The following is a 24,953-nucleotide window of genomic DNA, read 5'->3' on the forward strand; positions in this document are numbered from 1 at the left end:
CTCTTGGTCCAAATATCCCCGCCGGAGGCATGAAAGTTACATCCGGAACAGGCCGAAGCGGGTCGGCTCGATCGGAGCGTTGAGCGCGGCGGAGAGCGAGAGCGCCAGCACGTCGCGCGATTTGCGCGGGTCGATGATGCCGTCATCCCAGAGCCGCGCCGAGGCGTAGAGCGGGTGCGACTGGCGCTCGAACATCTCGATGGTGGGGCGCTTGAACTCGGCCTCTTCTTCCGCCGACCACTGGCCACCCTTGCGCTCGATCCCGTCGCGTTTGACGGTGGCGAGCACGCCGGCCGCCTGTTCGCCGCCCATCACGGAGATCCGCGAGTTGGGCCAGGTCCAGAGGAAGCGCGGGGAATAGGCCCGGCCCGCCATGCCGTAATTGCCAGCCCCGAAGGAGCCGCCGACCAGCATTGTGATCTTCGGCACCGAGGTGGTGGCGACGGCGGTGACCATCTTCGCGCCATGACGCGCGATGCCCTCGTTCTCATATTTCCGGCCGACCATGAAGCCGGTGATGTTTTGCAGGAAGACCAGCGGGATCGAGCGTTGCGAGCACAGTTCGATGAAATGCGCGGCCTTCTGGGCGGCTTCCGAGAACAGCACGCCGTTATTGGCGACGATGCCGACGGGACAGCCTTTCACATGTGCGAAGCCGGTGACGATCGTCTCGCCGAAGCGCGGTTTGAACTCGTCGAAGCGCGAGCCGTCCACCAGACGCGCGATCACCTCGCGGATGTCATAGGGGGTGCGCAGGTCCGCCGGGACGACGCCGAGGATTTCCTTGGGGTCGTAGGCGGGTTCCTCGGGCGACTGCCAGTTCACCGTCGAAGGTTTCGTGTAGTTGAGATTGCCGACCGCGCGGCGCGCCAGCGCCAAAGCATGGGCATCGTCTTCGGCGAGGTAATCGGCCACGCCGGAGAGGCGCGTATGCACGTCGCCGCCGCCGAGGTCCTCGGCGGTGACCACTTCGCCCGTCGCGGCCTTCACCAGAGGCGGGCCTGCGAGGAAGATCGTGCCCTGCTCTTTCACGATGATCGTCACATCCGACATCGCGGGCACATAGGCACCGCCCGCCGTGCAGGACCCCATCACCACCGCGATCTGCGCGATGCCCTTCGCGGACATCCGGGCCTGATTGTAGAAGATGCGCCCGAAATGGTCGCGATCGGGGAAGACTTCGTCCTGATTGGGCAGGTTCGCGCCGCCCGAGTCGACGAGGTAGATGCAGGGGAGATGGTTTTCCTCTGCGATTTCCTGTGCGCGCAGGTGTTTCTTCACCGTCAGCGGGTAATAGGTGCCGCCCTTTACGGTGGCGTCGTTGGCGACCACCATGACCTCCTGGCCCTGCACCCGACCGATGCCGGCGATCACGCCTGCGCAGGGCGCGGCATTGCCATACATGTCATGCGCCGCCGTCGCGCCGATTTCCAGAAACGGCGAGCCGGGGTCCAAGAGCCCCGCCACCCGTTCGCGCGGCGCCATCTTGCCGCGCGACAGGTGCCGCTCCAGCGCGGCGGGGCCGCCGCCTGCCGCTGCCTGTGCAGCCGCGTTTTCGATCTGCGAGAGCGCGTCGAGATGCGCCTTGCGATTGGCCTGAAAGTCCTCCGACGAGGTCAGGGCCTGCGATAACAGTTTCATTCCATCCTCCCCAAATCGCGCAGTTCCAGCGCGCGTTGCGCCGTACGCTCGAGGTAGCATTGCGACGCCACGACCGTCCGGATCGTGCCATCCTTCCAAATCTCGTAGAGCAGCCCGCAATCGGCGTCGCGATACTGCCCCCACGCGCTTTGCGCATCGAGCAGCTTGTTGGCGAGTTCGGTGCCGCCCTGCTCCAGCAGACGGGCGCGCGCCGCCTTGTATTGCGACTTCGCGATATCGTCCCAGACCTGCGCCTCGCCTTGCAGGCAAGCCGAGATGCCGAGGGTCGTATCGCCGCCCGGCTGATCCTGACAGGCGGCGGCCGCCTCGCCGATACAGGCGGGATGGGTATCCTTCGCCCCGTCGAAACAGGCGCGTACTGCGTTCGTGTCGACGCTCGGCTCCTGCGCCAAGGCGGGCGTGGCACAGATCAGTGCCGCGACGATTGATAGCCCTTTCATTGGGTATCTCCTTCAAGCTGCTCGGCCCGCGCGATCAGACGTAGTGCCTGCGCTCCAGTCAGTTGCATTTCGCATTGCGATCCGGCCGGGCCTGCGCCCGAGCCGCCGCCCCAAGTCGACATTTCATACGAGCAGGACGCATCGCGATAGGCGATCCATGCGCGCTGCATCTCTTTCAGCGCAGGCACCTGCGGTGGCGCGGCGGAGCCAAGCTCTTGCAGTTCCGCATCCATCTTGCCGTCCTGTGCGACGATCGTCTGATAGGCTGCATTCAGGCGGCTGTCCCAATCGTCGCGTTCTGCGCCGAAACAAAAGCCCATGCCCGCATTGCTCGAGCCGGCATTGTCGACGGTCATGCAATGTGCAGCCCCGAGCCCGATACAGGCGCTGCGCGCGGGTCCGCTCTTTGCCGCAAGACAGGCCGTGATCACCTGCGGATCATAGGTGACGGGAATGTCCTCGGCCCACGCGGCAGTGGCCGATAGGCCCAGCATGGCGACAGCGATCATCCAAAGCGACTTCATTGCGCCCCTCCCTTGCCTTGAGCGGACAGCGTCTCGGCCCAATCGCGCAGTTCCAGCGCATGTTCGGCAGTCTTGCGCATCAGGCAGCGTGCCTCGTCCGCCTCCGCACCCTCGCCCTGCAGCGCGGCTCCATAGGCACAGGCGCCATCGCGGTAGCGCGCCCAGGCGGCTTCCGCCTCACCCAGCTGCGCGCCTTGCAATCCCGACGGTGACTTGCCCGCCAAGATTTGCGCCGCGTCGCTTGCCGCTGCCGCCCGCCGCAAGCTGTCGAGGGCTGTCGCCGCCCGGTCCGACCAGAAGGCGCGCTCGGCATCATAGCAGGCGCGGCGGTCGGGGACGCTCGCATCACCGCCGATGCAGTGGTCCGCCGCTTTGCCGATGCAGGACGCAGGGTCTTCGGCGCCCGACAGGCAGCTCTCCAACGGGGCCGGATCGAAATCCGCCCCTGCCCCTTGGGCCTGAGCCGCCAGTGGCGCTGCAAACCCGATCAGGAGGAGAGCGCCCGCTCGCATCAGACGGCTCCCATGATCTCGCGACCGATGAGCATCCGGCGGATTTCCGAGGTGCCCGCGCCGATCTCCATCAGCTTCGCGTCCCGGAACAGGCGCGAGACGTTGGAGTCGTTGAGGAACCCAGCCCCGCCAAGCGCTTGCACCGCCTGATGCGCCTGCACCATCGCCTGCTCGGACGCATAAAGCACGGTGGCAGCCGCATCCTGACGCGTCACGGCGCCACGATCACAGGCCTTCGCGACCTCGTAGGTGTAGGCGCGCGCGGTGTTCATCGCGACATACATATCGGCGATCTTGCCCTGCATGAGCTGGAAATTCCCGATCGGCTGGCCGAACTGCTCGCGCTCCTTGCAATAGGGCACGACCTCGTCGAGGCAGGCCATCATGATGCCGGTGCCGATGCCCGAAAGCACCACGCGCTCGTAATCGAGCCCCGACATCAGGACGCGCACGCCGCGCCCCTCTTCGCCCAGCACGTTCTCGAAGGGCACTTCGCAATCCTCGAAGAACAGCTGCGCCGTGTTCGAGCCGCGCATGCCGAGCTTGTCGAAATGCTTGGAGGTGGAGAAGCCCTTGAAATCCTTCTCGACGATGAAGGCGGTGATGCCCTTGGAGCCCGCTTCCGGGTCGGTCTTGGCATAGACCACGAGCGTATCGGCATCGGGGCCGTTGGTGATCCAGTATTTATGGCCGTTCAGGACGTAGTAGCCGTTTCGCTTCTCGGCCTTGAGCTTCATGCCCACCACGTCCGACCCCGCGCCGGATTCCGACATCGCAAGCGCGCCGACCGATTGGCCCGAGATCAGGCCGGGCAGGTATTTCTTCTTCTGCGCGTCAGAACCGTTCAGCTTGATCTGGTTCACGCAGAGGTTGGAATGCGCGCCGTAGCTGAGCGCGATCGAGGCCGAGGCCCGCGCGATTTCCTCGGTGGCCACGACATGAGCGAGATAGCCCATCCCCGCCCCGCCATATTCTTCCGACACGGTGATCCCGAGCAGGCCGAGCTCGCCCATCTCGGTCCAAAGCTCGTTCGGAAACTCATTATCCAGATCGGTTTTGGCCGCGATCGGGGCCACACGCTCGGACGCCCAACGGCGCACCATATCGCGCAGTGCGGCGATATCCTCGCCCAGATCGAACTCCATCGAACCTGCGAACATCGGATCTCCTCCCCCGGTTTATTGAACGCACGTTCATTTATGCGCAATTGCCGAGTCGGGTCAAGGCCCGTGGGCTGGTGCGCGGGCAAAGGACGCAGCGGCACGAGCCACTGGCACAGGGGCTGGTCACTTGCAGTGATTGCCGCCACAAAGAGACCTGAGAGCTTGGAAACCAACGGGAGCGCAGATGGGCCAGCCACGTCATATCGTGATCGGAGCGGGGATCGTCGGCACGATGACCGCATGGGCGCTGGCTCGCCGGGGGGTGCCGGTGACGGTGATCGACCGCCTGCCCGGCCCGGCGGAACTGTGCTCGCGCGCGAATGCCGGGATCGTCTCGATCGGCCATGCGAGCGCTTGGGCGGGGCCGGATGCCTTGCCGCAACTGCTGCGCGCGATGGCGGGGCGCAATCCCGGCGTGAAGCTGACCGCGCCCTTCGATCCGGCGCTGTGGCGCTGGGGGACGACCTTCCTGCGCAACTGCACCGGGGCCGCGCAGGCACGCAACACCGCGCGAATGATGCGGCTGGCCGAGACCGCCCGCGCCGCCCTGCCCGACATGGCGCAGGAGCTGGGGCTGGACGCACTGATCCGCTTCGAGGGCGGGCTCTACCTGCACAACTCCACCGCCGAGATCGACGCGCATGACGACGGGCGGCTGACGCGGATCGACCCGGACTGGCTGGCCGAGAACGATCCGCTCTTGGCAGAGGCGGGTTTTGCAGGCGGGTTCCTCTCGCCGATGGATGCTGCCGGCAATTGCCACGAGGTGACCCGCGCCGCCGCCAAGGCCCTTACCGCCAAGCACGGCGTGCAGTTTCGCTACAACAGCGCGGTGACCGGCTTCACGCAGGCTCATGGCAAGATCACCGGGGTCAACCTCGCCGACGAGACGCTGCCCGCCGCGCAGGTGATCCTCGCCGCCGGAATCGAGACACCCGATCTGGCGCGCCCTCTGGGCTTTGCGCCGGATATCTACCCGGTGAAGGGTTATTCGGGGACGTGGGAGGTGCGCGACCCCAACCGCCTGCCCCGCCACCCCTATATCGACGAGGCGGCGATGCTGGCCGTGGCGTCTTATGGTGGGGTTCTACGTGTGACCGCGATCGCCGAATTCGCCGGACGCGACCGGACGCTGCGCGAGGATCGCACAAAGGTGCTGACCGATTACGTCGCCGCACGTTTCGGCGATGCGGTGAGCGATGCGCCGCCTGTGCTGTGGACCGGGCTGCGACCCTCGACCCCGCATGGCCCGCCCTTCCTTGGCCGGGTGAAAGCTTACGACAATCTGTGGGTCAATGCGGGCCACGGTCAGCTGGGCTGGACGCTTTCGGCGGGCTGCGGTGCGCTTCTGGCCGATGCGATCACCGGCGCCGCCAACGGGCCGCGCGAGGTGTCGGCCCCGGCGCGCTGGCTGGCGCCTCTGTGAGACCCGTGACTTTGAAGGAGACGACATGAGCCCGAAGATTATCCCCTATGACATCGCCGAGAAGCTGGATTGGCCGGGCGCAATCGCGGCGCTGCGCGCGGGCCATACGCGCCCGAAGGCGGAGCTGGGCGATACGTTTCTCGGGCCCTCTGACGCGGTCTTGCTGAGCCGCGCCGCCTATATTCCGGGGCTGGGCTACGGGGTGAAATCCTTCACCGTTTGCGACGGCAATGCGCAGGCAGGGCTGCCGACAGTGCAAGGCGCGATGGTGGTGTTCGAGCCCGAGCACGGCCAGCCCACCGCGATCGTCGATTGCCCGCTGGTGACCGAGTTCAAGACGGCCGCCGATTCTGTCTTGGGCGCGCAGCTTCTCGCGCGCCCCGACAGCCGTCGTTTGCTGATCGTGGGGGGCGGCCGGGTCGCGCGCTCGCTGATCGCGGCCTATGAGGCGGGCTTTCCGGGGCTGACGGAGATCACGCTCTGGACGCGCCGTCCCGAGCAGGCGCAGGAGTTGGCCGCCGGCCCCGCGCCCGAGGGCATCAGCCTGCGCGCGGTGACCGATCTGGCCGAGGCGGTAGCAGAGGCCGATATCGTCAGCAGCGCCACGATGGCGCGCGCGCCGATCCTGCAGGGTGCATGGGTAAAGCCCGGCACCCATGTCGATCTGATCGGAGCCTATAAGGCCGATATGCGCGAGGCAGACGATGCGCTGATCTCGACGGCGAGCCTCTTTGTCGACAGCCGCGACACCACACTGGGCCATATCGGCGAGTTGCTGATCCCGATCCGCGAAGGGGTGATCACGCCCGAGGCGGTGAAGGCCGATCTCTACGACCTCATCGGCGGCGCGCGCGGGCGGGAAAGCGCCGAGGAGATCACGCTTTACAAGAATGGTGGCGGCGCGCATCTCGACCTGATGATCGCCGACTGGATCTCGCGCGCCGGGTGAAGGTCAGCGCGCCACCTCTTCAGGTCTCGGCCTCTTCGCGCAGGATACGCGCGATCTGGGCAGCGTCATCTGTCGAGAAAGTCAGCGGCAGGCGCAGATCCAGCAGCGTCGCCAGCACCGCATCGGTGCGCGGCAGGTTCTGCGCCTCGGCGTAACGCCAGCTGTCATGGCGCGAGGTGAAGCCCGCAGGCTCATCCGCGCCGAACCATTTCAACTCGACCCCGCGAGCCGCAGCCCGGGCGACGAAATCCAGCATCTCGGGGGCGGAGCGTCCCGGCAGGCGGAACTGGAAGGACGAGCCGACATAGTTCTCGGCCTCGGGGCGCTCGATCAGCGCGACGCCCTCCGCCCCGGCAAGCCCGGCTTCGACCTCACGATAAAGCGCATTCCAGCGCGCCACCCGATCCGCCAGCGTCGACAGTTGCGGACGCAGGATCGCGGCGCGCAGATGGTCCATCCGGCCCGAGACATTGGGCGTGTCGTATTTCAGCCCCTCGAACACCTCCGGGCCGGGCGCAGCGCGGTGGCGCTCATAGAGCATGTAGCTGCCCGAGAGCAGGATCATCCGCGCCGCCAGCTCGGCATCGTCGGTCACGATCAGCCCGCCCTCGCCCGAATTCATGTGCTTGTAAGTCTGGGTCGAATAGCAGCCGATCGCGCCATGCCGCCCCGAGTGAACCCCGGCCCATGTCGCCCCCATCGTATGGGCGCAATCCTCGATCACCGTTAGATCATGGTCGCGCGCGATCTCCATCAGCGCATCCATGTCGCAGATATGGCCGCGCATATGCGACAGCATCAGCACCCGCGCCTGCGGGGCTTTCGCCGCCAGATCGTCAAGGTCGATGGTCAGCTGGTCGGTAACCTCAACCAGCACGGGCTTGCCACCGACCGCCGCGATCGCGCCGGGCACGGGGGCGAGCGTGAAGGCATTGGTCAGCACCGGATCGCCCGGCCCCACGCCCACGGCGCGCAGCGCGCAGCCCAAGGCATAGCCACCCGAGGCCACCGCAAGGCAATAGGGCGCGCCGGTCAATCCGGCGAATTCCTCCTCCAGCAGCGCCACCTCGCCCGGCTCTCCGGGCAGGGTGTTGTAGCGATGAAGGCGACCCGAGCGCATCACCTCGACGGCGCGCTCGATCGCGTCTTCGGGGATCGGCTCCTGCTGGGTGAAGTTGCCTTTGAAGACCTCGGACATCGCTCAGACCTTTCTTGCGCGGATGAACAGCGCCAATGCCACCAGCAGGATCACGGAAGCCACGTAAAAGGCCATATCCGGCGTGCGGATCGGAGCGTTCTCGGCGAGGAATATCCCGAAGACTTGGGTGAAGAACAAGGTGCCCGCCAGCATTGCGAGGTTCATCAGCGCGGATATGCCACCCTGCAGCGCGCCCTGCGCATCCTCGGGCACCGCGTTGGACATCAGCGAGGCGATCATCGGATGCACCAGCCCCTCGATCCCGGTGATCAAGAGGACGATCAGGACCATTGCAAGCGAGGTCGACAGACCCAGTGCGATGGTCATGCCGATCCCGACAATCAGCCCGATCACCACCACCCTCGCCTCGCCCAGACGAGACGCGAGCGGACCGGCCAGCCCGCCCTGAAAGATCGCCGCGACAACGCCATAGCCTGCAAGCGTCAGCCCCACCGTCCCCTCGGACCAGCCGAATTTCGCCATCCCCCAATAGGGCCAGATCGCGGGATAGACGGCGGAGGCGAACAGATAGACGCCAAGGGCGGTGCCCATTGGCAGCACGCCAGGATACCGTGCGAAGACTTTCAACGTTCCCAGCGGGTTGCAAGCGCGCCAGTTCACCGGACGGCGCAGGCCCTGGGGCAGGCTTTCGGGCAGCACGATCAGCCCGTAGATCAGGTTCAGCCCCGAGAGTGCAGCAGCCACGAAGAAGGGAATGCGGGGGCCAAGCTCGCCGAGAAACCCGCCAAGCGCGGGCCCTGCGATGAAGCCGAAGCCGAAGGCCGCGCCGATCAGACCGAAGGCGCGGGCACGCTCGGCCGGTGGGGTGATGTCGGCGAGATAGGCGTTCGCGATGACGTAGGACGCGCCGCAGATGCCCGCGACGATCCGGCCCACGAAGAGCCAGAGCAGCGTCGGCGCGAAGGCGTGAAACAGGTAATCGACGCCCAGACCGCCGATGGCGAGCAGCAAAAGCGGGCGCCGTCCGAACCGGTCCGAGAGGTTGCCCATCAGCGGCGCGAACAGGAACTGCGCGAGGCTGAAGGCCGCGAACATCCAGCCACCGATCCGGCTCGCTTGCGCCAGATCGACATGGCCCACATCCGCGATCAGGGACGGCAGCACGGGGATGATCAGGCCGAAGCCCACCATGTCGAGAAACACCGCGATCAGAACGAAGGCGGTGGCGTGAAAGCGCGAAGGACCGATGGGTGCTGCGGTCATGGCCGTCGGAGGCCGCGTCTGAGGGGTGGTTTGGGGCGGCACAGCCCCGCCGAGGCGCTCACCCGAGCATCCGCGCGGCAAGCGCGGGCAGATCGTCGAAATGATCGAGAAGCGCCTCGGGGGCGAGCCGTTCGATGCCGCGCCCCTCCGGTCCGAAGGTCACCAGAACGCAAGGCACGCCGACTGCGCGGGCGGTCTCACGATCGGTATTGGTGTCGCCCACCAGCAGCGAGGTTTCCAGCTTGCCCCCGGCCCGCTCGACCGCCGCGAGATAGGGATCTGGCGAAGGTTTGCGCAGCGGCAGCGTATCGGCGCCGATCAGCGCGTCAAAAAGCGCGGCGATCCCGAGCCGGTCGATCAGATCGCGCGCAAGACCTTCGGGCTTGTTCGTGCAGACGGCCGTCGCAAAACCCTGATCGCGCAACGTTTTCACCGCCGACTCCGCGCCGGGATAAAGCTGCGTATGGCGGTCGATATTCTCGCCGTAATGCGCAAGCAGCGGGTGATAATCGGCCTCGACCAGCTCGGCGATCTCCGCCTCCGGCAGCCCCAGCCGCCCATAGCCGGCCTTGAGCATCGCACGGCCACCATGGAAGGCGGTCAGCGCGTCCCCCGCCGGATCGAGAAGCGGCGCATGGCCGCGCGCCGTAAAGCAGGAATTTGCCGCTGCGATCAGGTCGGCGGAGGTATCCGCCAAAGTCCCGTCGAGGTCGAAAACCACTGTGCGCATTGCCTTTTGCTCCTTCCGTAACACCGCGAAAGGAAGCGTGAAGACGCACCACTTGCGGCAAGCAAGCCAATGGTTAAAACGGGGCCGAGCAGAAGAAAAGGTTTCTAATGGCGATTGCATTGATCACCCTCGCGGCGGGACAGGGCACCCGCATGAAATCCGACTTGCCGAAGGTGCTGCATCAGGTGGGCCGCGCGCCGCTGGTGGCGCATGCGCTGGCTGCCGGACGTACCCTCGAACCCGAGACTGTGATCGTGGTCGCGGGCCACGGTGCCGACAAGGTGAAGAAAGCCGTCGCGAAGGTCGATCCCGAGGCGCAGATCGTGCTGCAGGAAGAACAGCTCGGCACCGGCCACGCCGTGGCGCAGGCCCTGCCCGCGCTCGACGGGTTCGACGGCCGTGTGATCGTGCTTTACGGCGACACCCCCTTCATCCGGCCAGAGACGCTGGAGCGGCTGGCCGCGTCCGATGCGGCGGTGACCGTGCTCGGCTTCGAGGCGGCCGATCCGGGCCGCTATGGGCGCTTGGTGGCGCAGGGCGACACGCTGGATCGGATCGTGGAATTCAAGGATGCCACGGATGAAGAACGCGGCATAACCCTTTGCAACTCTGGCGTTATCGCCTGTGACGCAGTGCTTCTGACCGAACTGGTCGCGGGGCTGTCGAACGAGAACGCGTCGGGCGAATACTACCTCACCGATATCGTCGAAGCCGCGCGCAAGAAGGGTCTGACCGCGCAGGTCGTGACCTGTGACGAGGCCGAAACGCTGGGCATCAACACCCGCGCCGAGCTTGCCCGCGCCGAGGCCCTGTTCCAGGAGCGGATGCGCGCCGAGGCGATGGAAAACGGCGTGACCATGGTGGAGCCCACCAGCGTCTGGTTCGCGCTCGACACCTATATCAGCCGCGATGTCGTGCTCGGCCCGAACGTCGTGTTCGGCCCCGATGTGACCATCGAATCCGGTGCGGTGATCGAGGCCTTCTGCCATCTCGAAGGCTGCCACATATCGCGTGGGGCCACGATCGGCCCCTTCGCCCGTCTGCGCCCCGGCGCGGAACTCGCCGAGGACGTGCATATCGGCAATTTCGTCGAGGTGAAGAACGCGATCCTCGCGGAGGGTGTGAAAGTCGGCCATCTGACCTATCTGGGCGATGCCGATATCGGGGAGCATACGAATATCGGCGCGGGCACGGTGACCTGCAATTACGACGGAGTGATGAAGCATCGCACCACCATCGGTGCGAATGCCTTCATCGGCTCCGATACGATGCTGGTGGCCCCGGTGACGGTGGGCGACGGTGCGCTGACGGGCTCGGGATCGGTGATCTCGAAAGACGTCCCTGCCGAGGCGATCGCGATCGAGCGTTCCGAGCAGGTGAACCGTCCGGGCCTCGCTACGAAGCTATTTGCGAAACTGCGCGCGGAGAAAGCGCGTCGCATGAAGAAAGATTGATAAATGTGCGGAATTATTGGCATTTTGGGGAAGCACGAGGTTTCCCCCTGGCTCGTTGAGAGCCTCAAGCGATTGGAATATCGCGGCTATGACAGTGCCGGGATCGCGACGGTAAATGCAGGCAAGCTGGACCGCCGCCGGGCGGTGGGCAAGCTGTGGAACCTGTCCGATCTGCTGGTGCATGAGCCGCTGCCGGGCAAGTCGGGCATCGGCCATACCCGCTGGGCGACCCATGGGGCCGCGACCCAAGGCAATGCGCATCCGCATCGCTCCGGCCCCGTCGCGGTCGTGCATAACGGCATCATCGAGAACTTCCGCGAGCTGCGCGCCGAACTGGCCGAGGCCGGGATCACCCCGGAGACGCAGACGGATACCGAAACCGTCGCGCTGCTGACGCGGATGTTCATGGATCGCGGCATGGATGCGCGCGAGGCCGCCGTCGCGACGCTTGGCAAACTCGAAGGCGCGTTCGCGCTGCTGTGGCTCTTCGACGGTGAGGACGATCTGCTGATCGCGGCGCGCAAGGGCTCGCCGCTCGCGATCGGGCATGGCGATGGCGAGATGTTCGTGGGGTCGGACGCGATTGCGCTCGCGCCGATGACCGACCGGATCACCTATCTCGAAGAGGGCGATTACGCCTTCGTCACCCGCGCGGGTGCCGAGATTTTCGACGCCGAGGGCCGCCGTGCGAACCGCGACGAAAGCCGCATCGATCTGGGTCAGGCGCAGGTCGAAAAGGGTGGCTACAAGCACTTCATGGCGAAGGAAATCGCCGAGCAGCCCGTCGTACTGGCTGACGCTTTGCGACATTATCTGCCCGAAACCGGGCTGAATCTGCCGGAAGAGTTGGACTTTTCCAACATCGACCGGATTGTCCTGATCGCCTGCGGCACGGCGCATTACGCCTGCGCGGTGGCGAAATACTGGTTCGAGACCTTCGCCCGGATCCCGGTCGAGATCGACGTGGCGTCCGAATTCCGCTACCGCGAGCCGCCCCTGTCCGAGCGCAGCCTCGCCGTCTTCGTCAGCCAATCCGGCGAGACCGCCGATACGCTGGCCGCGCTGCGCTATTGCTCCGAGCGCGTTGCGAAAACCGTTGCCGTGGTCAACGTGCCCACCTCTTCCATCGCGCGCGAAGCCGACATCATGCTGCCGATCTTCGCAGGCGTCGAGGTCGGCGTGGCCTCGACCAAGGCGTTCACCGCGCAGCTGCTGGTTCTGGCCGTCATGGCGCTGAAAGCGGGCCGTGATCGGGACGTCACCGACGGGCCCACGCTTAGCGCCCATGCCGATACGTTGCGCGCCCTGCCCGGCCTGCTCAATCAGGCCCTGTCGATCTCCGAGCCGATCGCGCATCTGGCCGAGCAACTCGCCGAGGCGCAGGACATTCTCTTCCTCGGGCGCGGCGCGATGTATCCGCTGGCACTGGAAGGGGCGCTGAAGCTCAAGGAAATCAGCTATATCCATGCCGAAGGCTATGCCTCGGGCGAGCTGAAACACGGGCCGATCGCGCTGATCGATCGCACCGTGCCGGTGATCGTGATGGCGCCTTATGACAAGCTCTTCGACAAGACCGTATCGAACATGCAGGAGGTGATGGCGCGCCACGGGATGGTGCTGCTGGTCTCCGATGCCAAGGGCATCAGCGCGGCGCAGGACGGCACTTGGGGCACACTACAAATGCCTGACATTGCAGAACCTTTCGCGCCGATCCTTTATGCGGTTCCGGCGCAGCTGCTGGCCTATCACACCGCGGTCGCGAAAGGCACCGACGTGGACCAGCCGCGCAACCTCGCCAAATCGGTGACGGTCGAATGAGCCGCAAGCGGGGCAAGAAACGCGTCGCGCGGCCGCGCGCGGCGGATTACGCGCCGCTCGACCCGGCGGAAGACGCGAGACTGCGCGCCGAGGCCGAGGCCTATGCGGCCTCGGATGCGGAGTACGAGGCCTTCGCCGAGGAAGAGGACGCCGACGCGCCGCTCGGGCCCCCGCCCACGTTGGAAGACGCGCTTTTCGTGCTGGAAAGCTGGGCGGATGCCGAGAAGGCCGCCGAGATGGCCGCCTATCACAAGGCGGAGCGGCGCTATCTGGGCGTTTCCGTTCCGGCGATCGAGGACATGGTCGCGCTGTGGCGCGGCCAGCTTGATGTTCCGGGGCGGGTCGAACTCGCCCGCGGGCTTTGGGACAGCGACATTCACGAGGCGCGGATCGCGGCAGCCAAGCTACTGACGCAGGCGCGGCTGCGCCCCGATGATGCCGCATGGGAATTGATCGCGAGCTGGGTGCCGCAATTCGACGCCTGGGCGATTGCCGATCACGCGGCAAAAGCGGGGTCGAAACGGCTTCAGGCCGAGCCCGCGCGGCTCGACGAGGTGGCGGACTGGGTGCGCTCGGATCACATGTGGACGCGTCGTGCGGCCTTCGTCTTCACCCTGCCCTGGACCAAGCAGCGCAATCTCAAGCCCGAGGACGAGGCGGTACGCGACGAGGTTCTGGGCTGGGCCGCGCAACTGGTCGAGGATCGCAACTGGTTCATCCAGAAGGCCATCGCGTGGTGGCTGCGCGAGCTGAGCAAGAAAGACCCCGCCCGCGCACAGGCCTGGCTGACCGAGCATGGCGAAAGGCTGAAGCCTTTCGCCCGCAAGGAAGCCAGTAAATACTTATGAATACAAGAACTTGTCGTAGTCGCTGACGAGCAGGTGACGCGGCGCTTCGTCTTCCTCGATCTCGGAGAACCGCCCGATATCTTCGCGGAAGATATTGTCGGTATTGTCGTCGTTGACGGTCGAGACCTCGCCGATCAGAACGTCGCCGCCCTCGCCCCAGAAGGCATGCCAGTCACCGGGCCGCAGGGTCACGCTCTCGCCGGGGCGCAGGATCAGCACCTCGCCGGGCTCGTAATTGCGCGGGACGCCGTCGCACATCACCTGCCCGCCTGCGGTCTCGTCGAATTTGCCATCCGCGTCAGAGCCATAGAGCTCGATCGCGAGGTCTGCGCCGCCGCGATTGATGATGTCCTCGGCCTTGATGATATGGGTATGCATCGGGCTGATCTGGTCCTTGCGCGAGATCAGCAGCTTCTCGGCATAGGCCATGCCGTGGCCCGCCTGAAGATCGCGCAGGTCGCCGTTGCGCAGGGTGAAGAGAAACAGGCCCAGCTTGTCGAAATCGCCCTGCCCGTAATCGGTGATGTCCCAGCCCATCGCGGCTTCCACGATGCGCTGTGCCTGTGGCAGGCGCGCCTTGAACTCGGCTGGGCTCCACCACGCGAAGGGCGGCAGGCGGAAGCCGAATTCCTGGATCATGTCTTCGGCCGCGGCCATGATTTCGTTCACGCGCGAGCGTTTCATCTGTCTCTCCGTTTTGTCTTAGCGGCTCAGGCGACGCAGGCGGCGGGCCGTTCGCCGCGCGCCCAAGCACGCACCGCATCGCCGAATGCCTCGAACAGAGGGCGCGAGACCGGATCTTCCGCCGCACGCCATTCGGGATGCCATTGCACCGATAGGGTAAACCCCGGCGCGTCCTTAACATAGATCGCCTCGGGCGTACCATCGGGGGCGCGCCCTTCGATCACAATCCGGGTACCAGCGGTGCAAACGCCCTGCCCGTGCAGCGTGTTGGTCTCGACCTCATCCGCGCCGAAGAGACGCGCGAACCGGCCGCCGGGGGTGAGCGTGACCATGTGGCGGTTGGAGAACCCTTCTTCGAGCGTTCCCTCCGGCGGCATCCGGTGGTTCAACCGCCCCGGAAGCTCGCGGATCTCGGGATGCAGCGTGCCGCCCATCGCGACGTTGACCTCCTGAAAACCGCGGCAAATGCCGAGGAAAGGCTGCCCGCTTTCGACACAGGCGCGCACCAGCGGCAGGGTGATCGCGTCGCGGGCGCGGTCGAAAGTGCCGTGCTTCTCGGTCGGCTCTTCGCCATATTCATGCGGATGGACGTTCGGGCGCCCACCGGTCAGCAGGAAGCCGTCGCAGACCTCCATCAACTCCTGAACGGAGACATATTCGGGATCGGCGGGGATCAGCAGCGGGATGCAATCGGAGACCTTGCTCACCGCTTCCGAGTTGAGCTGCCCGCCTTCATGGACGGGGTAGCGGTCACCTACGAGGCCTCTATTGCCGATGATGCCGACGACGGGTCTGGTCATTGATATCTCCTTTGTCCCGAAGCTAAGGCGACGTTCGGGCAGAGAAAAGGCGCAAAATGCGCACGAAGCCGTGCATCTGACGCACAGCCCAAGCCTGCAGCGATTTCCAGCGGATTTGCTCGTTCAGGCGGCCAGATCGTGGCGCAGGATCGCGGCCTCGGAGGGCTTGAGCGCACGGCGCGCGAAGGCACCGTAGCTGAGCGGATTTTCCTCGACCTCGGGCACCAGCGCCTCGAGCCCGGCGCGCTGGTCGCGGGCGATCATCTCGAGCCGGGTGGAGGCCGGATGGAAGCTTTCGGTTTCCAGCCCGTTCGCGGTCAGCACCTGATGGCGCTCGAACATCAGGTGGATGTAGCTCAGGCCCCGCAGCGCGCCCTCGAAGCGGATTTGACGGCCATTCACCAGATCGCAGGCGCGCACCAGCACCTCGTCTTCGGCAAACAGCGCCTGCGCCGCGCGTCCGCGCACCAGCATCCGGTGCTGCGGCGATACGATCAGATCGCGGTCGGGCCGGGCAATGCCGAAAGCCCCTGCCGAAATCCGCACCGGGCGCAGATGCGGCATCGCATGGAGCCGCGCGCCCGAGATGTCGCGCCGACCGATCCAGCAGATCGGCTGCGCCCCGTCATCGCGGGTCAGAACGCGGTCGCCTTCGCGCAGCGCCTCGACCGGGCGGCGGCCCTGGTCGGTCTCGATCAGCGTGCCGGGGGTAAAACAGATGACGCCCGCAGGCCCCTGCCGCGCCACTTTCGGGCGCAGATCGAGCGCCCGGTCGACCACCCAGAGATCGCTGTCCACTGGCGGCATCCGACCGGCGAACATCAGGATACGTGTGCCGCTTTCGGGCAGCTCGATCAGGGTGACGACATAGGCGTGATAGCCATCGGTCACGGTAAAGCTTTGATTGGGCGTCTCGGTCTCGTCGGGATTGTCGAGCGTTCGCGGATGTCCCACGGCCTCGCCCAGCAGGCGACGCACCGCGCGGGCGGCTTTCGTGCGCCGCTCCGCCTCGCCGCGCGCATTGTGCAAGATGAGCCGATCATTGGGCCCGTCCACGCAAATCGCCTGCCCCGTCCATCGCCAACATGCGCCCACGGTCACGACCTCAAGCGGCGGCACCGGTGTGCCGTCGATTTCCGTCTGCGCCCATGAAATGACGAAGGTGCCCTGATAGCCCGCCTTCATTGCCTCGATCCTGCCCGTATTTCGCGAGAGCTTATGTCTGCCCTCTGCTTGTTAATAGTTACGGTATCATGATGAATTCGCGATGTGAATCCCCATCTTGACGCATAGGGCAAGCGACCTTCACCGAAACTTGCGCGCGACCACGCTTGTCCCACGCGCGCGCAACTGCATTTTCGTTGGGAAGAGCACCCTGAGGAGACTCATGATGAAATCGATCGCCCTGATCGCCGCCCTCGCCTGCACCGCGCTGCCGTCGCTAGCCGCCGCGCAGCAGCAGCAGCCGCTCAATGCGCTGGAGATCCAACGCGTGCATTTCCTCGTCGGCAATGTCGACCTGTCCAACCTGACTGACCGCCAGATCGTGCAGATCAAGGAAGCGCTGGTTCAGAATGTCGACCGCACGGCGAAGGAAACGCTGATCCGTATGGCCCTGAAGAAGAAATGAGGAAACTGCCTATGACGACCCGTTTTACCGCCGCTACTTTCGGATGCAGCCTTGCAGTGGCGCTTGGCCTTGGGGCCGGTATCGCGCAAGCCGGTGTCACGTCGCAGCCGCCCGGTGACCTTGGGCCGCAATCGCAGTCGCCCAAGCAGAGCTCGAGCGGCCCCAACCCGGCCTATTTCATGCCCGCCGATCCGCATCTCAGCATGCTCGACCAAGCCCGGGCTGCGGAATTCGCTAAGGGTAGAAAGCTCAACAGTATCGGCTTCACGCAGGTCGCCGCTATCGAGAACGCGCTGATCCATCCCTCTCTCGCCAAGAGCCGCGAGAAACTGATCTCGAAGAGCCTCGATACCGGGAACTAAGCGGGCGGAAATCTCGATGTCTTTCTGGTCAGGCTGGGCACCGCCCGGCCTGAACGCGTTTTCGGGGAGGAGGATCGAAAACCTGCGTCGGCCGGGCGGCCCTTCACACAGCGCAAGGGTGCGCGAGTTGCCCAAGAGGGTCGGCCAAGCCCGACCCGTATGTTCAGAGTTCGCCCAGTTTCCGTTTCCGTCAAGCAGCGCCCGCGTTCAGCGGCGCCATCCTACGCCGGGTGCATCGAACTGCGCGAGATGAAGCGGAATTCCTCACGTCCGCACAAAAAATAAGCGCCCGACACACCAATCGGCGTGCCGGGCGCTATACTTAGTCAGGTTCAGCGGCCTATCAGGCCCATTCGCCCTTGCGGAAGACCGGGACGCGCGTGCCATCGGGCTTGATGCCGTCGATATCGGTCTCGGGGCCGCCGATCATCCAATCGACATGGATCATCGAGCTGTTGCCACCCTTGGCCGCGACCTCGTCCTCGCTCAGCTCGCCGCCATTGATGAAGCATTTCGAATAGCACTGCCCCATCGCAATATGGCAGGCCGCGTTCTCGTCGTAGAGCGTGTTGTAGAACAACAGCCCCGAGGCCGAGATCGGCGAGCCGTTCGGTACCAGCGCGACCTCGCCCAGACGGCGCGCGCCCTCGTCCGTGTCGATCAGCTTCTGCAGCACCGCCTCGCCGCGGCTGGCCTTTGCCTCGACCACTTTACCACCCTCGAAGCGCATCTCGATATTCTCGATCAGGCTGCCCTGGTGCGACAGCGGCTTCGTCGCGCGGACCACGCCGTCGACGCGCTCGGCATGGGGCGTGGTGAAGACCTCTTCGGTCGGGATGTTCGGGTTGCAGACGACGCCGTTATTGGCCTCGGACGCGCCACCGCTCCATTCGTGATCGTCGGCGAGGCCCACGGTCAGGTCGGTGCCGCCACCGGTGAAATGCAGCGCCGAGAAGCGCTGCTCGTTCAGCCAGTCACGGCGCTTGCGCAGGGCTGCGTTATGCGCCTCCCATGCGGCGACAGGATCGGGTTGATCGGCGCGCGAGGCGGCGAAGATCGCGTCAGCCAGTTTGCCCACGGCCTCGTCTTCGGGAAGATCGGGGAAAACGCGCTTGGCCCAGGCCACGGTCGGATAGGAGACGATCGACCAGTTGATCTCGAAATTCGAGATTTTCTCCAGCGCCGGCTTATAGGCGATGGAATTGGCCTTACCGGCGCGCGAGACTTTCCCCGGGTCCTGTTCGGACAGCAGCATCGGGTCTTCGCCGACGATCGCCATGCGGGCCGCGCCGCTCTCGTAAGCCTTCGCCATGCCCTGATAGAGCCAGTCGGGCGCGCGGTCGAAGCTTTCGTCTTTCGCGTTCTCGAAGCGGGCCAGCGTGATCTGACCATCGCTGAGGATCGGGGTGAAGGTGCCCGCGCCCGCGCGATAGGCTTCGGCGGCGATCCGGCGCACCAGCGGCAGCGCCTCGACGGGCGCGGTCAACACCAGATCCTGACCGTCTTGCAGGTTCAGCCCCACCTGCACGGCAACTTCGGCCAGCCGGTCGAGAAGTTGCGGATCGATTGCGTCGCTTGCCATGAGAGCCTCCTGAATTGCGTTGAGGCGCAAGATAGATGGCTGGGCGGCAGGCTCAACCCCGGCAGAGCGGGAACCCGAGGTCAGAGGCCGAACCACGGGGCGGCATGGGACACGATCTCGTCAAGTTCACGGTAGCGCGCGCCAAAGCCCAGAGCGTCGCGCGCCCGCGATGGGTCGGCCACCAGTTCCGCCGGATCGCCGGGGCGGCGTTGGGCGTCCTCGAAGGGCACCTTGCGCCCCGTCACCCGCTCGACCGAGGCGATCACCTCGCGGATCGACGCGCCCCGCCCGGTCCCGAGATTGAGCTTCAGGCTGTCGCCGCCGCCCTGCAGGTGATCGAGCGCCAGAAGATGCGCGCGGGCCAGATCGTCGACATGGATGTAGTCGCGGATGCAGGTGCCGTCAGGCGTGGGATAATCCGTGCCGAAGACCTTCACCGCCGGGCCCTGCCCCGAGGCCGCGCGCAGCACCAGCGGGATCAGATGGGTCTCGGGATCATGCCGCTCGCCGACTTCGCCGCCAGGGTCGGCGCCGCTCGCATTGAAATAGCGCAGGGCCGCGAAGCGCAGATCGGTCGCGGCCGCGGCATCTTCCAGCATCCATTCGCAGATCAGCTTGCTGCGGCCATAGGGGTTGATCGGGTGTTGCGGCGTGTCCTCGGAGATCGGCAGCGTCTCGGGCGTGCCATAGGTGGCGCAGCTCGACGAGAAGACGATCTTGTCCAGCCCTACCGCCTGCATCGCGCTCAGAAGGGCGGTCATCCCACCCAGATTGACGTCGTAATAGCGGGTCGGCTCGGCCACGCTCTCGCCGACATAGGCCAGTGCCGCGAAATGGATCACGGCGTCGATCCGGTGCTCCTTGAGCGCCGTCTCGACCAGATCCCGGTCGCGCAGATCGCCCTCGACCAGAGGCCCCCAGCGCACCGCATCGGCATGGCCGCGCGACAGATCGTCGAAGACGACGGGGGCGTGCCCCGCCGCAGCCAGCGCCTTACAGCAATGCGAGCCTATGAAGCCCGCGCCGCCGGTGACCAGAACCTTCGATGTCACTTACGAGCCCCACCCTTCGCGCAGCATCGCGCCGACGATCTCGGGCGCCAGAACTCCGTCACGGCAAGCCATATCGCCCGACAATCCGCCGCAGGCGCGTTCCATCGCACGAAGTGTGCCGCGCCCGGCGAACCCGTCGAGCGGGCCGCGATACAGCCCCTTATCGGCGAGGTCTTTCTGGATCAGATAGACCGCGAGCCTCGGGTTGGCCTTGAACAGATCACGCGCCTGCGCGGCATTCATCTTCCCCCGGGCGGGCGCGATCTCTCCTGCGAGCGGCGCGAAATCGACATCGTGCCGATGCCTCGCCACACGGATCGTCATCGCGTAATTCGCACGTTCTTCGGGCGTGAACAGATCGCTATGCGCTTCAAGGAAGTCCGCCGCCCCTTTGGGATCGCGCCGGACGTTATAGGAGTTGCCGTCGCGCAAAAGGCCGACCAGATAGCGCGCTGCGGTCTTGTTGCCCGCCTCGGCAGCCTCGCGCAGTTGCGCCACCGCCTGTTTGCCATCGCCGCGCATCGAGATACCCCAGATGCGGCGCGTGGCGTCGAGCACTTCGATCCGCTCGTTTCCCGCCGCGCGGGCGGCCTTGGCATAGCCGTCGAACTTCGCCCGCGAAACCTTGCCGCCACCGAGATAGCCATACATCGCGCCCTCGGCCAGCGTCGCATAAGCGCCATCTACACCCGCCGCGCCTGCGCGTTCGAGAACCGCCTGCGCTGTCTTCGGATCACGCTGCGACCACATCAGCGTCTCGCCGTATTTCCACAATCCGGTCGCGTCGCCCGCCTCTGCTGCGGTCTCGAACAGGTCGCGCGCCTTGGCATAATCGCGCGGCAGTCCCGTTCCGTAGAGATAGGCCTCGCCCAAGATCAGCGCCGCTTTCGCATCGCCCTTTGCGATCTGCGTCTCGAGCAGGTCGACCCCGCGCGCAGTGTCGCGTGGCAAAGCCCAGCCACCGATCAGCTGCTTGCCCAACAGACGGTGCGCATCCCAGCTGCCCGCTTCGACCGCCTGTTCGAGATAGCCTACGGCGCGATCACGATCCGCAGCGACAGGACCGCCCCAGAGGAGCAGGTCACCTGCGGCCAAAGCCGCTTCGGGATCGCCCTGCGCCGCGGCGTCCTCCAACATCGAAAGCCCGGCCTGTGGATCAGGTTTCACATCGCCAGAGCCCCAGACGAGCGCCTGCGCGCGTTCGGTGACGTCGGGCTTCGTTTCGTCCGCGAGGAGCGGTGCGCTGACCGTGCACAAAGCCAGAGCGACCACTCCGAGCGACTTGGTCCAAATCTTGCGTGACATAGGTCCTCCCTTGGCGGGGCCTACCCGCCGACCAGATAAGGCAAAGCCAGACCCGCAAGCGCGATCGAGACGCCCATCGGGAGCTTTCCCCGTGCGTAACAACTTTTCCAACCCAAGCGGGGCCCAAGCCGCGTCGCCACCGGCGCGCTTTGCAGCCCCATCGTCAGCGCCGAGCCCGCAAAAAGCGCGACGGAAAAGGCGATCAGAAACTCCTCCATCGCCGCAGAGGGTACGAATAGCATCAGGGCCGCGAGAAATTTCACATCCCCTCCCCCGAAGGCGCGCAGCACGAAAAAGACGTAGCCGACGAGGAAGGTGATCGCGCCCGCGGCAAGCCGCAGGCTCAGCTCGTGCAGACCCAGGAACGGGGCGCAGAGCGCAAAGAAGCCAAGCGTGATCAACACGATCCTGTTCGGGATGCGCATCTCGCGCAGATCGCTGAGCGCGACCCAGATCAATATCGGGGCCAGCGCCGCCAGCGGCAGGAGCTGCCCGGTCATGCGACCCGTCCGGCTCTGGCGCCGGCGAGCTCGAAAGGCAATTCGGAGACAAGCTGGAAGGTCAGTTCCGCTAGATTGCGCGCGCCGGTTTTGGCGTAGAGATTGCTCAGATGGGTGCGCAGGGTGGATTCCTTGATCCCCAGCTCTGCAAGCATCTGATCGGGCGACTGGCCGTGGCGCAGCAGCAGGCAGACGCGATATTCCGAACGGCTCAGACGCGCCGGGTTATCCGCGCTCAGGATCGGCGAGCCGATGAGCGGCGCGGCCTGCTTGGCGGCCGATTTAAGCAAGGTCTCGGTGAACATGCCCCGCGCGCGGTTGTGCCAGGTGCGGCTCAGCGTATCGCCGAGCGTGGTCAGCACCGCTTGCTGATACTGGCGCAGCTTTTCGGTGAAATGCAGCTCCAGCGTATCGACCCAGCGGTCGCTGATCTCGAGCGGGATGACGACCATTTCGACGAGGTTGCGCCGGGCCAATGCCGAGGCGACCGCCTGCGGCACATCCTCGTCCTGCATCGAGCGATACCAGGTCGAGCCCCGTTTCGCCTTGTCGAGATAATCGCCCAGCAGATCGCCCGCGAAGCTTTGCTCCAGCGGGATCCGGCAGCCGGATCGCGCCCTGTCATGGACCAACGCCCGTGCCGATGCGCCCGCATCCCGCGGATAGCGCGCCAATATGACGGCTTCGGCCCCGATACTGTCGGTCAGATATCTTAGCGCCATGCGCAGCGGGTTCGTCCCGTGCAGACATTCACACCACTGTGCAACGGCCCCAATCATGCCCGCTTCGATAGCGCGCTCTTGCCCGGGCGAAGCCCCGGCTGTCCCATAGTCCCGCATGGTCCCCACCATCCCCAGAAACTATTATATGTGGCCCACTTATGTGCGTGACAGCGCGTAGACCATCTCTAAGCGTAACCCCTAAATGCGTTAATTCCTAAGCTAGCCATTTGGACTATATCCACAGCCCCCTGTGGATGATTCTATTGATACCCACTGCAATCAAGGGTTGCATATTCGGCATTTAAGTCGACATTTCGGCCTAAAAAATTGTCCGTAAACAATGCCTTGGAAAAAGTGCGTATTTGGAAACGATTCGATTTACTGGGCGTAATTCACGAAATAGCGAATCACCACCGGGCCAACGGCGATCAGAATGAGCGCCGGGAGCATCAGCGAGGCCAGAACTCCGGACATCTGCACCGGCAGGCGATTGGCCTTTTCCTGCGCGCGCATCTCGCGAATGCCGCGCAGATCGGCGGCATAGGTGGTCAACGCCTGCGCCATCGAGGCTCCGAAGCGCAGCGACTGGCTCGCGACATTGGCGAAGGCGCGCACGGTCTCGACCCCGGTCCGGTCGGCCATGTCGCGCAGTGCCGCCTCGCGCTCGCGCCCGGCCTGGACCTGACGCTGCACCGAGAGGAACTCGAAGGAAATCTCCGGCGAGGTCTCCGCAAGCTCGTTGCCCACGCGGGTCATCGCCGCATCGAACCCCATGCCGCTCTCGATCGCGACCTGCATCAGATCGAGCGCATTCGGGAAGCTCTCTTCGATCCGCAGCCGCCGCTCGCGCATCCGGCTGTTGAGCCACATCAGCGGCAGCAGATAGCCGCCTGCGACGAGCCCGGTCAGGATCTGATAGGTCGCCATGCCGCTCAGGCTGCCGAGACGGGCATCCAGGCCCATCGGCAGGCCGATTTCGGGGCTGCGTGCGGCAAACAGAAGCCCCATGAAAATACCCGGCAGGCAGACGCCCAGCGCGATCCGGACCAGGGTGAAGCGGCGCAATGCGCTGGCCCCGGACAGCCCGGCCTGCGCAAGTTTGCGTTCCAGCTTGGAGCGGGTCTGGCGGTCGGCGGGCACGAAGGCCTTCAGGATCTGGCCTGGACGTGCCTCCGGCGCCTTGAGATAGCCATGCTCGGCGCGCCCCCCCGTTTTCGGCCCGCCGATGGCCGCGATGCGCTCGGCGGCGCGGTCGCGCTGGAAGGCGGCCTGAAGCCCGACGATCAGAAGCAGCAGGCCGAAGCCGATCCCAGCGGCCAGAAGCGTCTCGGGCGCGATGCCCATCCGAAGCGCGAAATCCTCGATCCGTGTCATCAACATGGTCTCTCTCCCCGGCTCAGATCCGGAACTGCACCAGACGGCGCAGCACCACGGCATTCAGGATGATCAGCGTGACGACGATGATCGCCATCGTGCGGAACATCGGGTGATCGGCGACTTCGCCGTAGTAATTGGGTGAAATCAACGATGTGAAGCCGAACATGATGAAGGGCAGCGCGGTCAGGAACCACGCCGAGGCGCGCCCCTCCGCCGAGATCGCGCGGATCTTGCGCCGCATCGAGATCCGGCCCCGCGTCGTCGCCGCCAGCACCTCGAGCACGCGGGCAAGATCGCCGCCCGTGCCGTGCTGGATACCGATGCTGGCCGCGAGATAGTCGGCGTCTTCCAGCCCCACCCGCTCAGCGAATTCCAGCACCGCGTCGGGCAGGTCTTCGCCATAGGTCACCTGATCGAAGATGATGCCGAATTCGGTGCCGATCGGATCGGGCATCTCCTCGGCCACGGCGCCGATCGACATATTCAGCGGATGGCCGATCTTCAGACCCCGCGCGAGCATGTCGAGTGCATCAGGCAGCTGGCTCGTCAGCACTTTCATCCGTTGCGTCGCCCGCGAGCGCAGAACCATGAAGGGCAGCACCAGCCCGATTGTCACAGCCGCAGAGGCCGCCCGCAGCGGGCCGAGCGGAGCAAGCGCCAGCACGAAACTCCCGATCGCAAGCGCGGCGCAGATCAGCAGGAACTTGTCCGGCCCGATCCGGAAGCCCGCGCGATGCAGCAGACGCGGCAGATCGAACCGCTTCGGCAGCCGGGCGATCCAGCCCTTGCGCGGGTTGGGCTTGAGCAGCGCGAGCATCTCCTCGGTGTCGCGCCCCTTCGCGATCATCTTCATCCGGCGGCTTTTCGCCTCACCGCTGGTCTCGGTGCGGTTGAGCAGGTGCAGGCCGCCCGTCAGCGCCAGCAGAACGCCAAGCGCGATGCCGCTATAGGCGACATAGGCGGCGAGGTCCTTTTCGATGATCTCCCACAT

Annotated in this window: 25 protein-coding genes; 7 read left to right on the forward strand and 18 right to left on the reverse strand. The window is 65.5% G+C overall.

The features are described from left to right. Window positions 1–36: 36 nt before the first annotated feature. Genes ACZ7GB_RS01890 through ACZ7GB_RS01910 form a run of 5 tightly spaced genes read right to left on the reverse strand, consistent with a single transcriptional unit; the run spans window position 37 to window position 4,298 of the window. Window positions 37–1,641 carry a carboxyl transferase domain-containing protein gene (locus ACZ7GB_RS01890; RefSeq protein ID WP_472157470.1) on the reverse strand — a complete coding sequence of 535 codons (1,605 nt, stop codon included), beginning with the start codon at window positions 1,639–1,641 and terminating at the stop codon, window positions 37–39. Beyond that, complete coding sequence (locus ACZ7GB_RS01895) at window positions 1,638–2,102, reverse strand: lysozyme inhibitor LprI family protein (RefSeq protein WP_078546598.1); 465 nt, start codon at window positions 2,100–2,102, stop codon at window positions 1,638–1,640. The genes ACZ7GB_RS01890 and ACZ7GB_RS01895 overlap by 4 nt, the downstream gene beginning before the upstream one ends. Then, complete coding sequence (locus ACZ7GB_RS01900; RefSeq protein ID WP_472157472.1) at window positions 2,099–2,626, reverse strand: lysozyme inhibitor LprI family protein; 528 nt, start codon at window positions 2,624–2,626, stop codon at window positions 2,099–2,101. Before ACZ7GB_RS01900 ends, ACZ7GB_RS01895 begins: the two co-directional genes overlap by 4 nt. After that, the gene (locus ACZ7GB_RS01905) at window positions 2,623–3,138 is read right to left on the reverse strand and encodes a lysozyme inhibitor LprI family protein (RefSeq protein ID WP_472157473.1); all 516 of its coding nucleotides are present in this window, start codon (window positions 3,136–3,138) and stop codon (window positions 2,623–2,625) included. Before ACZ7GB_RS01905 ends, ACZ7GB_RS01900 begins: the two co-directional genes overlap by 4 nt. Beyond that, a complete protein-coding gene (locus ACZ7GB_RS01910) occupies window positions 3,138–4,298 on the reverse strand; it encodes an isovaleryl-CoA dehydrogenase (protein ID WP_083075061.1) in 1,161 nt (386 codons plus the stop codon). Before ACZ7GB_RS01910 ends, ACZ7GB_RS01905 begins: the two co-directional genes overlap by 1 nt. 187 nt (window positions 4,299–4,485) lie before the next feature. Between ACZ7GB_RS01910 and ACZ7GB_RS01915 the strand changes: the two genes are divergently transcribed. Beyond that, the gene (locus ACZ7GB_RS01915; RefSeq protein WP_472157475.1) at window positions 4,486–5,727 is read left to right on the forward strand and encodes an FAD-dependent oxidoreductase; all 1,242 of its coding nucleotides are present in this window, start codon (window positions 4,486–4,488) and stop codon (window positions 5,725–5,727) included. 25 nt (window positions 5,728–5,752) lie between these two features. Next, window positions 5,753–6,676 carry an ornithine cyclodeaminase family protein gene (locus tag ACZ7GB_RS01920; RefSeq protein ID WP_472157477.1) on the forward strand — a complete coding sequence of 308 codons (924 nt, stop codon included), beginning with the start codon at window positions 5,753–5,755 and terminating at the stop codon, window positions 6,674–6,676. Window positions 6,677–6,695: 19 nt separating this feature from the next. Here ACZ7GB_RS01920 and ACZ7GB_RS01925 read toward each other — a convergent pair whose 3' ends face one another. The 3 genes from ACZ7GB_RS01925 to ACZ7GB_RS01935 are packed head-to-tail and all read right to left on the reverse strand — an operon-like array spanning window position 6,696 to window position 9,828. After that, entirely contained in the window at window positions 6,696–7,874 is a 1,179-nt protein-coding gene (locus tag ACZ7GB_RS01925; protein ID WP_472157478.1) for a DegT/DnrJ/EryC1/StrS family aminotransferase, read from the reverse strand. Between the two features lie 3 nt (window positions 7,875–7,877). Beyond that, window positions 7,878–9,098, reverse strand: a complete 1,221-nt coding sequence (locus ACZ7GB_RS01930) for a TCR/Tet family MFS transporter (protein ID WP_078603812.1) — start codon at window positions 9,096–9,098, stop codon at window positions 7,878–7,880. 58 nt (window positions 9,099–9,156) lie between these two features. After that, window positions 9,157–9,828 (reverse strand): HAD-IA family hydrolase, encoded by a 672-nt coding sequence (locus tag ACZ7GB_RS01935; RefSeq protein ID WP_083075051.1) that lies wholly within the window; start codon window positions 9,826–9,828, stop codon window positions 9,157–9,159. Window positions 9,829–9,935: 107 nt separating this feature from the next. Here ACZ7GB_RS01935 and glmU point away from each other — a divergent pair, with 107 nt between their 5' ends. From glmU to ACZ7GB_RS01950, 3 genes are read left to right on the forward strand one after another with little or no spacing between them, the layout of a single operon-like run. Next, the gene (glmU, locus tag ACZ7GB_RS01940; protein ID WP_472157481.1) at window positions 9,936–11,282 is read left to right on the forward strand and encodes a bifunctional UDP-N-acetylglucosamine diphosphorylase/glucosamine-1-phosphate N-acetyltransferase GlmU; all 1,347 of its coding nucleotides are present in this window, start codon (window positions 9,936–9,938) and stop codon (window positions 11,280–11,282) included. Window positions 11,283–11,285: 3 nt separating this feature from the next. Next, the gene (gene glmS, locus ACZ7GB_RS01945) at window positions 11,286–13,100 is read left to right on the forward strand and encodes a glutamine--fructose-6-phosphate transaminase (isomerizing) (protein WP_472157482.1); all 1,815 of its coding nucleotides are present in this window, start codon (window positions 11,286–11,288) and stop codon (window positions 13,098–13,100) included. Continuing rightward, entirely contained in the window at window positions 13,097–13,948 is an 852-nt protein-coding gene (locus ACZ7GB_RS01950; RefSeq protein WP_472157484.1) for a DNA alkylation repair protein, read from the forward strand. The genes glmS and ACZ7GB_RS01950 overlap by 4 nt, the downstream gene beginning before the upstream one ends. Here ACZ7GB_RS01950 and ACZ7GB_RS01955 read toward each other — a convergent pair. From ACZ7GB_RS01955 to ACZ7GB_RS01965, 3 genes are all read right to left on the reverse strand, one after another. Continuing rightward, window positions 13,943–14,632 (reverse strand): D-lyxose/D-mannose family sugar isomerase, encoded by a 690-nt coding sequence (locus ACZ7GB_RS01955; RefSeq protein ID WP_472157486.1) that lies wholly within the window; start codon window positions 14,630–14,632, stop codon window positions 13,943–13,945. The two genes, ACZ7GB_RS01950 and ACZ7GB_RS01955, sit on opposite strands and share 6 nt — an antisense overlap. A 26-nt stretch (window positions 14,633–14,658) precedes the next feature. Beyond that, a complete protein-coding gene (locus ACZ7GB_RS01960) occupies window positions 14,659–15,432 on the reverse strand; it encodes a gamma-glutamyl-gamma-aminobutyrate hydrolase family protein (RefSeq protein ID WP_078546578.1) in 774 nt (257 codons plus the stop codon). A 123-nt stretch (window positions 15,433–15,555) separates the two neighbouring features. Continuing rightward, window positions 15,556–16,617 carry a Hint domain-containing protein gene (locus tag ACZ7GB_RS01965; RefSeq protein WP_472157488.1) on the reverse strand — a complete coding sequence of 354 codons (1,062 nt, stop codon included), beginning with the start codon at window positions 16,615–16,617 and terminating at the stop codon, window positions 15,556–15,558. Window positions 16,618–16,822: 205 nt separating this feature from the next. On the opposite strand from ACZ7GB_RS01965, the gene ACZ7GB_RS01970 reads away from it, so the two are divergent. Together ACZ7GB_RS01970 and ACZ7GB_RS01975 are read left to right on the forward strand one after the other, a co-directional pair. Further along, window positions 16,823–17,062 carry a hypothetical protein gene (locus tag ACZ7GB_RS01970; RefSeq protein ID WP_472157489.1) on the forward strand — a complete coding sequence of 80 codons (240 nt, stop codon included), beginning with the start codon at window positions 16,823–16,825 and terminating at the stop codon, window positions 17,060–17,062. 11 nt (window positions 17,063–17,073) lie between these two features. Then, complete coding sequence (locus ACZ7GB_RS01975) at window positions 17,074–17,424, forward strand: hypothetical protein (protein ID WP_472157491.1); 351 nt, start codon at window positions 17,074–17,076, stop codon at window positions 17,422–17,424. Between the two features lie 343 nt (window positions 17,425–17,767). Here ACZ7GB_RS01975 and ACZ7GB_RS01980 read toward each other — a convergent pair whose 3' ends face one another. From ACZ7GB_RS01980 to ACZ7GB_RS02010, 7 genes are all read right to left on the reverse strand, one after another. Further along, entirely contained in the window at window positions 17,768–19,006 is a 1,239-nt protein-coding gene (locus ACZ7GB_RS01980; RefSeq protein WP_472157492.1) for an aminopeptidase, read from the reverse strand. 80 nt (window positions 19,007–19,086) lie between these two features. Then, window positions 19,087–20,058, reverse strand: a complete 972-nt coding sequence (gene galE, locus ACZ7GB_RS01985) for a UDP-glucose 4-epimerase GalE (RefSeq protein ID WP_472157494.1) — start codon at window positions 20,056–20,058, stop codon at window positions 19,087–19,089. Beyond that, window positions 20,059–21,363, reverse strand: coding sequence for a tetratricopeptide repeat protein (locus ACZ7GB_RS01990; protein WP_472157496.1), 1,305 nt, complete (start codon window positions 21,361–21,363; stop codon window positions 20,059–20,061). Window positions 21,364–21,383: 20 nt separating this feature from the next. Then, complete coding sequence (locus ACZ7GB_RS01995; protein ID WP_472157498.1) at window positions 21,384–21,863, reverse strand: A24 family peptidase; 480 nt, start codon at window positions 21,861–21,863, stop codon at window positions 21,384–21,386. Beyond that, on the reverse strand, window positions 21,860–22,585 hold the full coding sequence (locus ACZ7GB_RS02000; protein ID WP_168173942.1) for a helix-turn-helix transcriptional regulator: 726 nt from the start codon (window positions 22,583–22,585) through the stop codon (window positions 21,860–21,862). Before ACZ7GB_RS02000 ends, ACZ7GB_RS01995 begins: the two co-directional genes overlap by 4 nt. 378 nt (window positions 22,586–22,963) lie before the next feature. Then, window positions 22,964–23,965: a type II secretion system F family protein gene (locus ACZ7GB_RS02005; protein ID WP_108722303.1), complete on the reverse strand. Its 1,002-nt coding sequence runs from the start codon at window positions 23,963–23,965 to the stop codon at window positions 22,964–22,966. Between the two features lie 16 nt (window positions 23,966–23,981). Next, window positions 23,982–24,953 carry a type II secretion system F family protein gene (locus ACZ7GB_RS02010; RefSeq protein ID WP_472157500.1) on the reverse strand — a complete coding sequence of 324 codons (972 nt, stop codon included), beginning with the start codon at window positions 24,951–24,953 and terminating at the stop codon, window positions 23,982–23,984.

It is taken from the genome of Thioclava sp. PTB-PU3-1, from assembly GCF_055666785.1.